Source organism: Massilia agrisoli (assembly GCF_020831365.1).
GTDB classification, from domain to species: domain Bacteria; phylum Pseudomonadota; class Gammaproteobacteria; order Burkholderiales; family Burkholderiaceae_D; genus Telluria_A; species Telluria_A agrisoli.
In genome coordinates this window covers 35148-48190 of sequence record NZ_JAJHPV010000013.1, presented here as the reverse complement: position 1 = coordinate 48190, position 13043 = coordinate 35148, and the positions used below count along the sequence as shown (strand labels likewise).

The following is a 13043-nucleotide window of genomic DNA, read 5'->3' as shown; positions in this document are numbered from 1 at the left end:
GCAAAAGTCCACCCTGCGCGGCATCGGGCGCGCACAGGCCGCGTGGATACATCGGTACACTTGCTCTTGCACGTAAGCCCTTAATCCGGATCGGGAATGTCGTCGTCAGGGTCAGGAATCGCAGGCGCGTGCCCGAACAAGCCCGCCAGTTCGGGCAGCGAGCCGGCTGCCTGCCATTTGTCCGACTTCGGATTCCACGCCATATTCCACGCCTTGGTCGCTTCAATCACCTCGCCGCGCGCGATGCGCTGGACAATCTCGTCCAGCCCGAACGGCCCGGCCTGCGCGCCATGCAGGAACAGCTTGAAACGGGCGCCCGCAGGCGCAATCGGCGGCGCAGCCGGGCGCGCTACCACGGCGGCCGCCGCCTGTTCGCTGGCCAGGTAGTCGCTGCCGACGATGCGCTTGTCGACCGGGCGCTCCACTTCCCATGCGTAGGCGTCGCTTGACGAACCGGGCACCACTTCCGTCCACGTGCCGATACTGGCGAAGGCCGCATCGATGTGGCGCGGCCCGACCGCCGGATCGAGCGCGCGGGCGCGCTTGAACCATTCCTCGTACAGGCGGCGCGCGGTAATCGTCGGCAGCGACGGCGACGGCAGCTGCGCGCCGGTCTCGTCGACTTCCAGCCGCGGCTCATACACGCGCTGCTGGTAGTGCCGCATCAGCGCCGCCAGCAACGTCATCTGGTGCGGTCCCATCGCGGCCAGCTTGCGCCGCACGCCCTCGATCACCTGCTCGCGGTAGTAGGCAGGCAGGCCGTTGGAGCGGATCGCGAACTCGTTGCCGATCTGGAGCCACTCGCCCGAACCCGGCTCCACTTCAAACAGGTACTGGCCGCGCGGCTGGAACGAGGCCTCGCGGTCGCCCAGGTCGGCCTTGCGCCGTATCACGCCCAGCGCATTGGCCTGCAGGAACCACTCGTAGTCATCGGCCAGCCGGTTCAGTTCATCCATCGACGGCGAGATCGGATGGCGAAAGCGGGTGGAGTCGAAATGCAGGTGGGTCGGGATCTTCGGATTCTCGATCTGGTACGAGGTGCGCCAGGTCGGCAGCCCGCGCAGCACCGTCATCGGATAGCCGGACAGTTCGATGTAGCAGACCGCCTTGCCGGTGATGCCGGTGTTGACGATCGAGACCAGGTCGCCGTGGAAGAAGCCGGACGGCACCGCCGCGCGGATCTCCGCTTCCATCCGCCGCCATGCATTGGCGTCGCCGACGCCGATGAAGCACTTGAACTGGTCGGCGCGCGGCGTAAACTCGGCCGAGAAGCGCGCGCTAATCCACGGCATCGCGCTCTTGATCCATTCGCCGAAAATGCGGTGGCGCTCTTGCGGCGACATCGCCGCCAGCCGCTCCAGCAGCGGGTCCTGCGGCGCTTCTTCGCCCAGTTGCTCGCGCGAGAGCTGGGTCTGGGCGCGGCGGAACAGCTTGAGCAGCAGGTTCGAGCGCAGCTTGTCGTCGTCCAGTTGCGGGAACAGCCGCGCCGAGCCGCCGAATTCGAGCAGCACTTCCTCGCTCCATGCGCTGACGTCGCCGGTCAGCCTGGCCGGTTCCGGTTCCAGGTCGCCGGCCAGCTTGATATAGGTGGCGTGCTCGTGCTGCGCGTCCGCGCGCAGCTGGCCGATGCGGCGGTCGACCGCGCCGAGCATCGCCTGCACCGCGCGCCGCCCTTCCTGGAATTCGCCGGCGATGCCGGTCCATACCGGCTGGCCCTGCTCGTCGGTCGACTGCGGGTCGCCCAGCCAGGCGGACATGGCGCGCATGACTTCGATCGACTGGCCGGCCGCCACCGCCAGCAGGTGGAAGCGCAGGTAATCCGACATGTCGCGCTTGAGGTGGCCCATCACTTCGCGCGCCTGCGCCTCCTTGCCGATCAGGCGGGTGGACGCCTGCGCCAGGTTGCCGAGCGACTCCTCGACCTGGCGCGTGCGCAGCGCGTCGCGGATGTCGCGGTAGCGCTTGCCGTTGCGTTCAGCGTTGCCGAGGTCGCGCTGCAGCAGGCGCGCCTTGACCTGTTCCAGCAGCGACAGCACAAACTCCAGGCCGCCCTGCTTGCGGTCGTCCAGCAGCGCATACAGCTGGTTGCGCGCGCGTTCCCTCAGGCGCGCCGTCAGTTCGACCGTGTGCCGCTTGATGCGGTCCTCGCTGGTCTCGGCGGTGGCGCCGGCTTCGCGGATCGCGTCGCGTTCCAGGTGCGGCAGCAGCTCGGCCACCTTCTCGCGCCACTGCTTGACGTCGTACGACGCCATGATGCGGTCCATTTCGACCTGCACCTTGCTCTCCACGCGTTCCAGCAGCGAGCGCTGGTCCTTGTCCATCAACAGCTGGCCGGTCAGCACGTATTCCTGGAACGGGGTCACGTCGGCCGTTCCCTTTTTAAAATCGGGGAATTCGCTGAATGGGTGCTCGCTCATCTGCATCTGCTCGCGCATGAAGATGTCGCGTTCCTGGTCGCCGGCGCGGCGCGCGCTGGCGCCGTCGCGGCCCACAAGGCCGAAGAAGGCCTTGACCATCAGCGCCGCCAGTTCGTAAGCGCGGATATCGTCGCGCAGGCTTTGCTGGGTGTCGAGCACCGCTTGCCCGAACGCGGAATACACCTTGGAATACGACAGGCGCATATCGCCGAAGCGCTGCTCCGGCACGCGCGGGTTGTACGGGCCCAGCTTGTGCTGCTGCTGGTTGACCGCCACCGAACGCTTGCGGTTGGCGAAATCGGCCGATGCGAAGTCCTCGAACAGGGTGTCGGCCACCATCTGGTAAATGTCCTTGATGTCGCCGGTGGCCTTGTTGGCCAGGTTGGCGGTATCGACAAAGTAGACGTCGTCGAACGGCGCACCCTTGCCGACCAGCGAATCCGGGTCGGCCCAGCGCACCTGCGCGTTCATGTCGCGCATCGCGGTTTCCAGTTCCATCAGGGTGGCGTAGGCATTCGCCTCGGTGCGCTCCTTGTTAGCCTTGGCAAACCCGGACGGCAGGAACATCACCAGGTCGACCTGGCTGTCGGACACTTCCTGGCGCGCGATGGCCTTGGAGATCCAGCCCAGGTCGAGGGCCGTGCCGGCGCCCGTGCCGCCGGCGCACGAGCCGATGACGACGATGCGGAACTTGGACGTGTCGACCTGCAGCCCGAGGCGCTGGTAGTTCTCCTTGCGCTCGTTGCCCGCGTTACTGCTCAAGAAATTGAGCGCGCCCTTGATGCGGCCACGCAGCTTCGGGTATTTGTCGAACAGGTAAAGCCGCGCCACCGCGCGGATCTGCCCCGCCCCCTTGGATGGGTCGATGCCAAGCGAGCGCAGTTTCTTGGGCCGCAGCGGCATCCAGTTTTCGATCAGCGGAAAGCGCGCCAGGCTGTCGTCGGACTCGTGGTATTGCGGCAGGTCGATCGGTTCGACCAGCCGTTCTTCGTCCGACAGCTTGACCAGCTCATACCAGGGGTCGGTGCGCTGCGACTTGCCTTCGTCGATGATGGCGCTGTTATCGAGGTCGAAGTGCAGGAAGCGCGCCACCGGGAACTGGCCGATGGACTCGACCCGCGTCGGGTCCTGCTTGTTCCACACCGCCGCCAGGATGCGGCGGCGGATGCGCAGCATCACCTCCATGCCGGTGCCGCCCGCGCCGATGAACAGCGTCGGGCGCAGGTCGACCTTCAGTTCCGCCTTCTTCTCTGTGCTTGGAAAATCTGCCATGTTCGACTCTTTCGGTTCTGTGAAAATCAGCGGCGGCCGACGAAGAAAGCGGCTGCCAGCGCCACCAGGCCCACGGCGACAAGCGGCGCGGTCACGGCGAAGGTGAGGAATTTGCTGGCGTTGATGATCGCCAGCACCGCGGCGGCGCTCATGAACGCCAGCCCGACGAACATCAGCCAGCCGGCGCTGCCCGCCGACGATGGCGCCACCCGCCGCACCACCAGGTGGTGCACATAGGCGTTACGCACGAAGAAGTACACCAGCAGCAGCACCGCGAACACCGCCGCGCCGATGGCCATGTCGCGTGTCGACGTATCGGTGACGGGCGCGCCCTCCACCGTCGAGGGCACTACCTCGACCTGGCCGGCGGCCGCGGCTGGCGGTTCCGCCTGGGTGCCGGTCCTGGGCTGGGCATCGGTTTCGCCCGGCAGCTTGAAGCCCGGGTCGTCGGTTGGCGCGGCTGGAGTCTGGTCGTTCTGCATGCGTGGTTTCCTCGTGGGTCAGCGGCCCAGCCGGACTTGCGCGCCATCGCGCAAGTCGGTCAGCTGGTGGCCGAAAAGGGTCGTCTTCAGGCTGGCGACCTTGGCGCCGGCCTTGTCGTAAATCGGCTGCGTGGTGCCGGCGCGCGCCATCATCGTACGCTGCTCGCCTTCCACAGTCAGGTAAGCCTTGCGCGGGCGGCCGAATGCATACGCCGCGCCTGCGGCAGCGGCCAGCGCGCCCAGTGCCGCGGCCATCACGGCCAGCAGCGGTCCGACGCCGTAGTGGACGCGCACCTCGATCGGCAGCACCGCGCGCGAACCGTCGATGCTTGACGGTGGAATGAAGATGTCCGGCAGCGGGTCGCCCGGGAACAGCGCGGCCATGCGTTCGCGGAAGGCGCGCGACAGCTCAAGGCGCTGGCCGGTCAGCGTCAGCTCGATCCGGCCTGGCAGCACGTAGGCGGAACCGGCGGAACGGAGCGCTTCGAGCGACCATTTGCCCGGCAGTTGCGCCACCGGCAGCTGCATCACGGAAGCCAGCGGCACGCTCTTGCCGGGTGCGAGGCCATCGACCCTCGCATCGGCGAGGCGTATCGGGCGGTCCTCGCCGCCCAGCACCGAGCGCGCGGCCAGGGTGGCGCTGGCGATCGTGTACGGGTACATCGTGTTCTCCAGGCGCCAGCCGATTTTGGCGGCCGGCGTCTTTGCATCCGGCGCGACATCCGCGCGCAGCATGCCGTTGGACGCCATCGAAAACGACACGCCCGGCGCGTCTTCGACCTTGCGCGGCACCAGCCGCACGGTGGCGCGGTCGAGCGGCTTGAGGCGCGCGGGCGGCTCGGTGATGACCTTGGCGATGCGGCCCGACGCCAGCAGCGCATCGAGCTCGCTGGCGCCCTGCGCCCCGACGGCGAACACGTACACCATCAAGCCATTGGCGCGAAACTGCTGTCCCTGCACCGGCATCTTCAGCGGCCACGCCAGCGTCTTGGTGATGCCGCCGCCCTGGTGGATCAGCTGGTAAAACTCGCGGTTGCGCAGCGCGGTCGCCTGGTCGTTGTTGGGGCTGTTGCGGTTGTTCGTCACCAGCCAGACCAGCCCCGGCTTGCCGCCCAGCGCCTTGCCGGTGGCCGCCTGGACCGCCTCGCCCAGGTCGGTATCGGCCAGCGCGCTGCTGCCCGGCTTGCGCGCCGGCCCGAGCGCATCGATGGCGGCGCGTACCTGTTCGCGCGCGCCGCCGCTGGCCACCCGCGCCGACAGCAGCGCTTTCGGCGATGGAGCGCCGGGCCGGCTTTGATTGAACGACGCGAGCACCATCAGGTCGCCCGGCTGGGTGGCGGCGGCCGCCAGTTCGACCACCAGCGGCTTGAACTGCGACGCCGGGTCGGCATAGAACGGCTCCATCCAGCCCGAGTTCTGGACCAGGAACACGTGCGACACCGCCCACGCGGGCAGGCAGGCGCCGGCCAGCGCGCCGGCCGCGGCAATGTGGCGAAACGCGCGGCTCACGACAGTTCTTCCAGTCGCCACCCGCGCATCTGGTTCCAGTCGGGATGGTGCAGCCACAGGCAGCTGTCGTACACGAACGGCACGCACTCCAGCGGCCGCGCAAGGCGCACGATGTCGTCGAGGATGACGTTGCGCTTGCCGATCCATTCGACCGTGGTGCGTGCAATGGTGCGGCCCGACAGCGCGTCTTCCGCCCTGCCGGTGTATTTATGAAAGCGCAGTACCAGCCCGCTTGGCTGGCTGCGGTTGTTGTTAAAGCCGCGCAGCAGCGGCAGCACCAGCGTGTCGTCGTCATGCGGGTCTTCGACGTGTTCGGGATCCCACGGTTCGCCCACCACCGCGTGGCCGCGCCGGAACAGCAGGCTGGCAAAGCCGAGGCGCGCGCCGCTGATCGGCTCGGACTGCGGCGTTTCCGTGCCGAGTTCGAGGAAGGAGTAGCCATCGGCGCCATGCCCGATCAGCCAGAGGCGGCCATCGCGGCCCTGGGTGGGACCGCCGAATTCAAGGCGCGGGGTCCAGCCCTGCGGCCACGGCAGCCATTGCGGCGCCGCGCCGGCGCGCCATGCCAGCTGGCCCTGCGGATGCAGCCAGGTGAGCCGGTCGTCGTAGCCGATCGAGCGGCTCCAGCCGCTGGCCGGGACGCCGGCGCAATCGAACACCGCCGGCTCGCCACCGTCCGCAGGGGCGGTCCACAGGCGCGCGCCGGTATCGCTGTTGAACAGGCAGGCGACATGGCGGCGGATCATTCCCGGGCTGCTCGCCAACGGCGCATCGAGCACGCACTCGGTGCGGTAGGTTTCGCTGACCGGGTTAATCCACAGCCGGTGCAGGCCGGAATCGGTGGGCAGCAGCGCCACTTCGCCGCGCATGGGGTTCAGTGCGGGAATCCAGGCGTAGTCGGACGCGCTAAAGGCCAGCGGCGCGGCGCCGTCCTCGGCGGCCATCACATGCCACAGTTGCGCCATCGGGTCCCAGTACTGCAGCACGCCGCGGGTGCAGGCCAGCGCCAGCAGGCGCTGCACCGGAAAGCCGTAGGCGCCGGCGGCAAACACGCAATGGGCGTTGGGCGGCACCGGCATCGCCAGTTCGGCGCGGCCAATCGCGGGCGCGGCGGGACGTTCTTCAAGGCTGTCGCCGAGCGGCAGCATGGTCACGGGCAGGCCGTGCGGCACATGGCGCGGCAAGAACTGGTCGCACCACGGGCCCCACCAGTCGGGCTGGCTTTTATACTGGCCGGCCAGCTTGTCGAGCGCATTGCCGCAGTTTGGGCAAAACGCAAAGCCTTCCGGGAAGATGGGCGAACAGTCGCACGACAGCGGAAGCGAGGCGCCGAGCAGCTGGGCGCAGTCCGGCACGCGGCCGCGCTCCTGCGCATGCCAGTCGATCCGGCTCAAGCCCTCGCTCGACACCAGTTCAAACCTTCCGCTCCTGTCGTCCTCCAGCCAGACGCTGGCTGGCGTTTCCCATCGGTATGCCATCTCGCTCGCCTGATATATGTATGAATATACGCAACGATGCCCACCACACCGGGGGCGCTGTTGCTTGATAAATCATAGCGCAACTGGAAACTGCGGGCGGTTTGATTGCCCGGTACTATCATGCGAGCCCGGCGGGTGCGAAATACGCTACTGCCGGGCTGCAAAAATGCGGGCCTGCGCGGAAAATGTGCAGCCCCAACCGTATAATGGCGGGTTGTTTCCTCCGCCGAGCCTGATCATGACCACCCCCGCCCCCGCCGCCGCTGACGATATCGGCGCGATTCCTGCATACGCCGTCGATGCCGCCGCCAGTTACCTGCGCGACATCCTGTCGATTGTCGTCGAGCACGGACCAACCCACGGCGCGCTGGTCGTGTTCGATACCCGTTGCGACCTGGCGCGCGCACTGACCGAAGGCTATCGCCGCAACATGCCCGACGCCACTTTCATCGATTTCGACACCGTCGGGCCCGATGAAGTTCTGTCAGCGTTCCGGCAAATGACGGCATCAAGCCTGGTGGTGCTGGTCCAATCGACCAATTTCCGGCTTGAAGCTTTCCGCATCCGCGTCGAACTGTTCAAACTGGGCCTGAAGGTGATCGAACATGTGCACCTGTCGCGCATGCCGGGCGCGCAGGGCGAACACTACATCGAGTCGCTCGCTTACGATCCCGCCTACTACCGCGGCACCGGGCGCGCGCTCAAGGCGCTGATCGACAAGGCCGGTTCGGGCACCGTGTACAGCGGCAGCGCCAGGCCGCTGGTGTTCGGTTCGCCCTTTGAACCGGCCAAGCTTAATATCGGCGACTACAGCGAGATGAACAATGTCGGCGGCCAGTTCCCGATCGGCGAAGTGTTCACCGAGGCGCAGGACCTGGAAGCCGTCAACGGCGAAGTGCGGGTGCACGTGTTTGGCGACACCGCCTACATGGTCAACCGCCCCGCCGTGCCGGTAACGCTGGTGATCGAACGGGGCCGCGTCACCGGCACGCGCGACGCCACGCCGGAGTTCGAACAGGTGCTGGAGATGATCCGCGCCGACGAAGGCGAGGTCTGGGTGCGCGAACTGGGTTTCGGCATGAACCGCGCGTTCACCATCGACCGCAGGGTCAACGACATCGGCACGTATGAGCGCATGTGCGGCATCCATTTGTCGCTGGGCGCCAAGCATGGGGTCTACCCGAAGCCGGGCTTCAAGCGCAAGGATGCGCGCTATCACATCGATATCTTCGCAGTCACCGAGGCCGTCTACCTGGATGACCGCCAGGTCTACAAAGACGGCCAGTGGGTGGTGTAAGCCCAGCCTCCGCGAAAAGAAAGGCTATGTCACCGTAAGTGTGGAAGCGCTACACCCTCGTCGTTCCCGCGCACGCGGGAACCCATACTGAAGACGATCAGTAATAAAACGATCCGACCTCCAGCGCATACATAGTAGGGGTTCCTGCTTTCGCGGGAAGTCGGGTCTGCCAGTGGCGGGCACGACGTGCTCAATTCCATACCTAACGGTGACATAGCCAAAAGAAAAGGCCCGCTTGCGCGGGCCTTTGGCATTGAAGTACAGTGAATTACTTGCGGCGGCGCGCTGCGGTCAGGCCAGCCAGGCCGAGGCCCATCAGCGCGATGCTCAGTGGCTCAGGGATATCTTCGGTTGGCGGCACTTCGCCACGTGCGCCGATGATGTTCAGGGTCGAGCTGACAAAGCGGAACGAGCCGCTGTCGGCGAAGATCGTGACATCCAGGATGCCGTCAGCGCTCAGGCCAGCCAGCGCCGAGCCAACGTTGATAACGTAGTCGAAAGGCGCGTTGGTCTGGTTGGAGCCGCTGAAGGTCTGGCCGCCGAACACGAAGCGGAAGGTTTCATCGCCGCCCTGGCTGTTACCGTTATCCTGCAGGCGAATGGTCAGGGTCGCCGCGGTGAGCGAGTCGACATCGGCAACGTACGGCGTCGCCTCGTCGAGGAAGCTGTGGGTGAAGCTGTAGCTTGCCGGGAACTCGCCACCGATACGCTGGTCTGGGCTGACTGCCCAGATATCGGTCATGTTGATGTTTTCGGCGCACGCGGTGCCGAGGGCGAACAGGGACAGCAAGGCAAAAGTAAGTTTGTGGACTAGTTTCATTGTCTTTCCTTCGAGGAATTATGTAGGATTGTTCCTACTCCCTTGTAGCACAAACCGTGCCACAAAAATAATGACAAGGTAAACAAGTACTTACAAGACGGACACGTTTGTATCTAATAAGAATGTAAAGAAAATCGACATGGAAGGAAACTAATGTTATCTGATCTTCAATTAGACAACTATGCTAACGATGGTTTTTTGACCATACCTGATTTCAAACACGCGAACGACATTGCGCGCCTGCGTGAGCGGGCAATGCAGCTTGTCGACCAATTCGACCCGGGCCAGAGCCGGTCGATTTTTACGACCCAGAACCAGGAAACCGCCACCGACGCCTATTTCCTGGGCTCCGATAACACCATGCGCTGCTTCTTCGAGGAAGAAGCCTTTGGCCCGGACGGCCAGTTGCGCCAGTCCAAGGCGCTGTCGATCAACAAGATCGGCCACGCGATGCATGACCTCGACCCGGTATTCGGGGAGTTCTCGCGCGGCGCGGCGCTCGATGCCGTGGCGCGCGGCATCGGGCTGGCCGAACCACTGATCTGGCAGTCGATGTACATCTTCAAGCAGCCGGGCATCGGCGGCGAGGTGCGCTGGCACCAGGACGCGACCTTCTTCGACACCGACCCGGTCAGCGTCACCACCTTCTGGTTTGCGCTGGAAGACGCCACCGTCGACAACGGCTGCCTGTGGGTCCAGCCGGGCGGCCACCGCGGCCCGATGCGCGAGCGCTTCCTGCGCAATGGCGACGACATCCGCATGGAGAAGCTCGACACCACGCCGTGGCCGGGCGACAGCGTGGCGGTGCCAGTCGAGGCGAAAGCCGGCACGCTGGTCATCTTCCACGGACTGCTGCCCCACTACAGCGCCCCAAACCGCTCGCCGGTATCGCGCCACGCGTACACCTTGCACGTGACCGACGGCCGCACCACCTATTCGCCGCAAAACTGGATACAGCGCGACAGCAGCTTTCCGGTACGCGGTTTCATGCCCTGAAAGCTGGCAACCATGGACACACCATACGAACTCTCACCCCAGCAGCACGACGCCGTGACGGCGCTCGATGGCCCGCACCGCTATAAGCATTTCATTGGCCGCATTGCCCATACCGAGGTCGTGTACGGCCTGCGTACTGAAGAAGGATGGGTCTCTGCCTGCGATGACGACGGCGCCGAGGGCCTGCCGGTCTGGCCGCATCCGGCCTATGCGCTCGAGTGCGCGACCGGCGAGTGGGCAGGCGCCGCGCCTGCTGGAATCGACGTGTATGACTTTGCCGATGACTGGCTTGGCGCGATGGGTGAACGCGGCATGAACGCGATCGTGTTCCCGACGGCTGGCATGAATGGCGTGGTGGTGGATCCGGCGCAGCTTGCGGCAGACCTGGAAGAAGAGCTGACGCAATACTGATGCAGGGCGGATAAGCGACGCGACTCCGCCCTACGTGCTGGCCAGCGGTTGCGCGTCATCGGCAGGCACTAATGCCGGACTGCGGTCCGGCGCGCGCTTCGGCACCCTGATGGTGACAGTGGTCCCTTTACCCGGCGCCGAGTCGATCTCCACGGTCCCGCCCAGCATGCCGGTGACAATGTTATAAACGATATTCATCCCCAGGCCTGTGCCACCCTGCCCCATCTTGGTCGTAAAGAAGGGATCGAACACCTGGTGCATCACCCGCGCCGGCATGCCGGCGCCATTATCGGCAAACAAAATCAGCACCTGCTCGTCGCCAACCGGATGCACGCGCACCGTGATGCGCCCGGCGCGCTGGCCCTCAAACGCGTGCAGCAGCGCGTTGTTAATCAGGTTCGACAGCACCTGCCCCACGCTGCCCGGGTACGAATCCATCACCAGCGTGTCGCAGGAGTCGATCTCCATCTCGCAATTGGCGCGCTTGAACTGCGCCGAATACGTGGCAACCGTGTCGCGCACGACGTCGCACAGGTCGAAGCGGCGGCGCTGGTCGCTGGTCTGGTCGACCGCGACCTGCTTGAACGAGGTAATCAGGTCGCCCGCCCGGCGCAGCGAGGTGGCCAGGATGCCGCATGCCAGCCTGGTGTCGGCCAGGTGCGATTCCAGCGCCGAGCGCTTGACCGCGCCGTCCGCGCAGCGCGCCTCGAACTCGGCGGCCATGTCGGCCAGCGCCGTTGCCGTCAGCAGGCTGTTGCCGATTGGCGTGTTCAGTTCATGGGCGATACCCGCAACCAGGGCGCCGAGCGACGCCATCTTTTCGGAAGTGATCAGGTTGGTCTCGGCCTGCTTCAGCGCCGCTTCGGTGCGTTTGCGGTCGCTGATGTCCTGGATCACCCAGACGCCGCCGCCGGCCAGGTCGGTCCGGTTCAGGGCCTTGCCGTGGATGAGGCACCAGATCTTCGCGCCGTCCTTGCGCACCAGCTCCGCTTCCAGCTCAACCCGGGGCATTTGGGGCCGCCCGCCAAACGGATTCGGCCCGCCGTGCACGAGGATCCGCGTGCGCTTGCCCGTCAGCTCGCCCGGGTCGTATCCCATGATTTCTTCCATGCCCCGGTTGCAGCGCACGATCACGCCGCCCGAGAACAAGGCAATGCCGACGCTGGCGCTGTCCTGGAAGGCGCGCTGTTCGTCCAGCGAGACGGCCAGGCGCAGCGCCAGGTTGCGGCTGCGGCTCGAGGCAATCATCAGGGCCGCAACCAGCGCGCTGATGATGAATCCCGCGGTGCCGGCCAGGATCACGTTGGTGGCGTTGCGGCTGTACCGGGCGCCGTTGACGGCGCTAAAACTCATCACCCACTGGCGCGGCGGGACGTCGACGGTGCTCTCCAGGGCCAGCCCGGGCACCAGGCCCACGCCGGCGCGCGTGCTGTCGTACATCAGCTGGCGTTTGACAGCGGCGCCGTTAATGCCGGCGTCATGCACGCGCACCGCCAGGTGGCTGGCGAGCGCAGGGTCGATCACCTCGCTCATCAGGTTATTCATCCGGAATACAATCGCCAGCATGCCGACCAGCGCGGCGCGCCGCTGCTCCACCGTGTCGAGCGGCATGTGCTGGCGGTACACCGGCGTGCGTGCGACAAAGCCGGCGCCGCCGTCGACAATCTGGATCAGCGCGATCGGCTCGGTGGCGACGATCAGCCCGGTGTCGCGCCCCCGTTCCACGGCCGCCAGCTGGCCAGGCAGGGTGGCAAGGTCAAGCCCGAAGGCGATTTCGTTGCCCGCCATCGGCTCGTTGAAGTCGATGATGTAGTGGTCGCTCCGGCCGGGCGCCGCCTTCACCGCAAAGCCTGGGTACCCACCGGGCACCAGCGATGTATCGCGCCGGACCGCGTCGCTGAAGGTCCCGAGCTGGCCGGTCGGCACGTAGCGGACAAACTGGATCGCCTGGAAGCCGGGATAGCGCTCGGCGAGATTGAGTTCGCCGATAAATTGCGCGAACTGGGCGCGGGTGACCTGGTCGTTGACGGCGAACATGCCCTTGATACTGATGAGCATGTCGAAGTAGGTCTGCAGGCGCACGCGGGTGTCGCTGGCGACCTTGTCGACGTCGCGCTGGAAGTTGTTGCGGATGCGGGCATCCTGCGCGTTACTGACCAGGATGCAGGTCCAGACGGTGAGGCAAATACCGACCGCGAAGGCCAGGTAGCCATAGGTGCGCGTCTGCCGCTTCTCCATGCGTATTTACCTCTTGAGTTCCCTTGCGGCCATCATACCGCCGGGCTGGGCCCATGTTTCAGCTTTTTTACAAATCGCCGAAACAATACTTAAAAGTAACGATTAGAATGCACTTTCCATTTT

Annotated in this window: 9 protein-coding genes; 3 read left to right on the top strand and 6 right to left on the bottom strand. The window is 65.7% G+C overall.

Translation table 11 applies throughout. From position 1 onward, the window contains the following. Positions 1–80 precede the first annotated feature (80 nt). Genes LMJ30_RS09115 through LMJ30_RS09100 form a run of 4 tightly spaced genes read right to left on the bottom strand, consistent with a single transcriptional unit; the run spans position 81 to position 7158 of the window. On the bottom strand, positions 81–3689 hold the full coding sequence (locus tag LMJ30_RS09115) for a tubulin-like doman-containing protein (protein ID WP_229432041.1): 3609 nt from the start codon (positions 3687–3689) through the stop codon (positions 81–83). Between the two features lie 26 nt (positions 3690–3715). Next, entirely contained in the window at positions 3716–4171 is a 456-nt protein-coding gene (locus tag LMJ30_RS09110) for a hypothetical protein (protein WP_229432040.1), read from the bottom strand. A gap of 18 nt (positions 4172–4189) precedes the next feature. Next, entirely contained in the window at positions 4190–5680 is a 1491-nt protein-coding gene (locus LMJ30_RS09105; protein WP_229432039.1) for a hypothetical protein, read from the bottom strand. Beyond that, on the bottom strand, positions 5677–7158 hold the full coding sequence (locus tag LMJ30_RS09100) for a hypothetical protein (protein ID WP_229432038.1): 1482 nt from the start codon (positions 7156–7158) through the stop codon (positions 5677–5679). Before LMJ30_RS09100 ends, LMJ30_RS09105 begins: the two co-directional genes overlap by 4 nt. A gap of 238 nt (positions 7159–7396) precedes the next feature. On the opposite strand from LMJ30_RS09100, the gene LMJ30_RS09095 reads away from it, so the two are divergent. After that, positions 7397–8455, top strand: coding sequence for a M29 family metallopeptidase (locus LMJ30_RS09095; protein ID WP_229432037.1), 1059 nt, complete (start codon positions 7397–7399; stop codon positions 8453–8455). 268 nt (positions 8456–8723) lie between these two features. Here LMJ30_RS09095 and LMJ30_RS09090 read toward each other — a convergent pair whose 3' ends face one another. Then, on the bottom strand, positions 8724–9275 hold the full coding sequence (locus LMJ30_RS09090; protein ID WP_229432036.1) for a PEP-CTERM sorting domain-containing protein: 552 nt from the start codon (positions 9273–9275) through the stop codon (positions 8724–8726). A 153-nt stretch (positions 9276–9428) separates the two neighbouring features. Here LMJ30_RS09090 and LMJ30_RS09085 point away from each other — a divergent pair, with 153 nt between their 5' ends. After that, positions 9429–10271 carry a phytanoyl-CoA dioxygenase family protein gene (locus LMJ30_RS09085; protein ID WP_267869619.1) on the top strand — a complete coding sequence of 281 codons (843 nt, stop codon included), beginning with the start codon at positions 9429–9431 and terminating at the stop codon, positions 10269–10271. A 12-nt stretch (positions 10272–10283) separates the two neighbouring features. After that, positions 10284–10682 carry a DUF2750 domain-containing protein gene (locus LMJ30_RS09080; protein WP_229432034.1) on the top strand — a complete coding sequence of 133 codons (399 nt, stop codon included), beginning with the start codon at positions 10284–10286 and terminating at the stop codon, positions 10680–10682. 30 nt (positions 10683–10712) lie between these two features. Here LMJ30_RS09080 and LMJ30_RS09075 read toward each other — a convergent pair whose 3' ends face one another. Next, positions 10713–12920: a CHASE domain-containing sensor histidine kinase gene (locus tag LMJ30_RS09075; RefSeq protein WP_229432033.1), complete on the bottom strand. Its 2208-nt coding sequence runs from the start codon at positions 12918–12920 to the stop codon at positions 10713–10715. Between the last annotated feature and the right edge of the window lie 123 nt (positions 12921–13043).

Bases quoted from the DNA above. Each gene is read 5' to 3' on its own strand.
- LMJ30_RS09075 (WP_229432033.1), bottom strand. From the start codon at position 12,920: ATGGAGAAGCGGCAGACGCGCACCTATGGCTACCTGGCCTTCGCGGTC.
- LMJ30_RS09110 (WP_229432040.1), bottom strand. From the start codon at position 4,171: ATGCAGAACGACCAGACTCCAGCCGCGCCAACCGACGACCCGGGCTTC.
- LMJ30_RS09115 (WP_229432041.1), bottom strand. From the start codon at position 3,689: ATGGCAGATTTTCCAAGCACAGAGAAGAAGGCGGAACTGAAGGTCGAC.
- LMJ30_RS09100 (WP_229432038.1), bottom strand. From the start codon at position 7,158: ATGGCATACCGATGGGAAACGCCAGCCAGCGTCTGGCTGGAGGACGAC.
- LMJ30_RS09085 (WP_267869619.1), top strand. From the start codon at position 9,429: ATGTTATCTGATCTTCAATTAGACAACTATGCTAACGATGGTTTTTTG.
- LMJ30_RS09095 (WP_229432037.1), top strand. From the start codon at position 7,397: ATGACCACCCCCGCCCCCGCCGCCGCTGACGATATCGGCGCGATTCCT.
- LMJ30_RS09090 (WP_229432036.1), bottom strand. From the start codon at position 9,275: ATGAAACTAGTCCACAAACTTACTTTTGCCTTGCTGTCCCTGTTCGCC.
- LMJ30_RS09080 (WP_229432034.1), top strand. From the start codon at position 10,284: ATGGACACACCATACGAACTCTCACCCCAGCAGCACGACGCCGTGACG.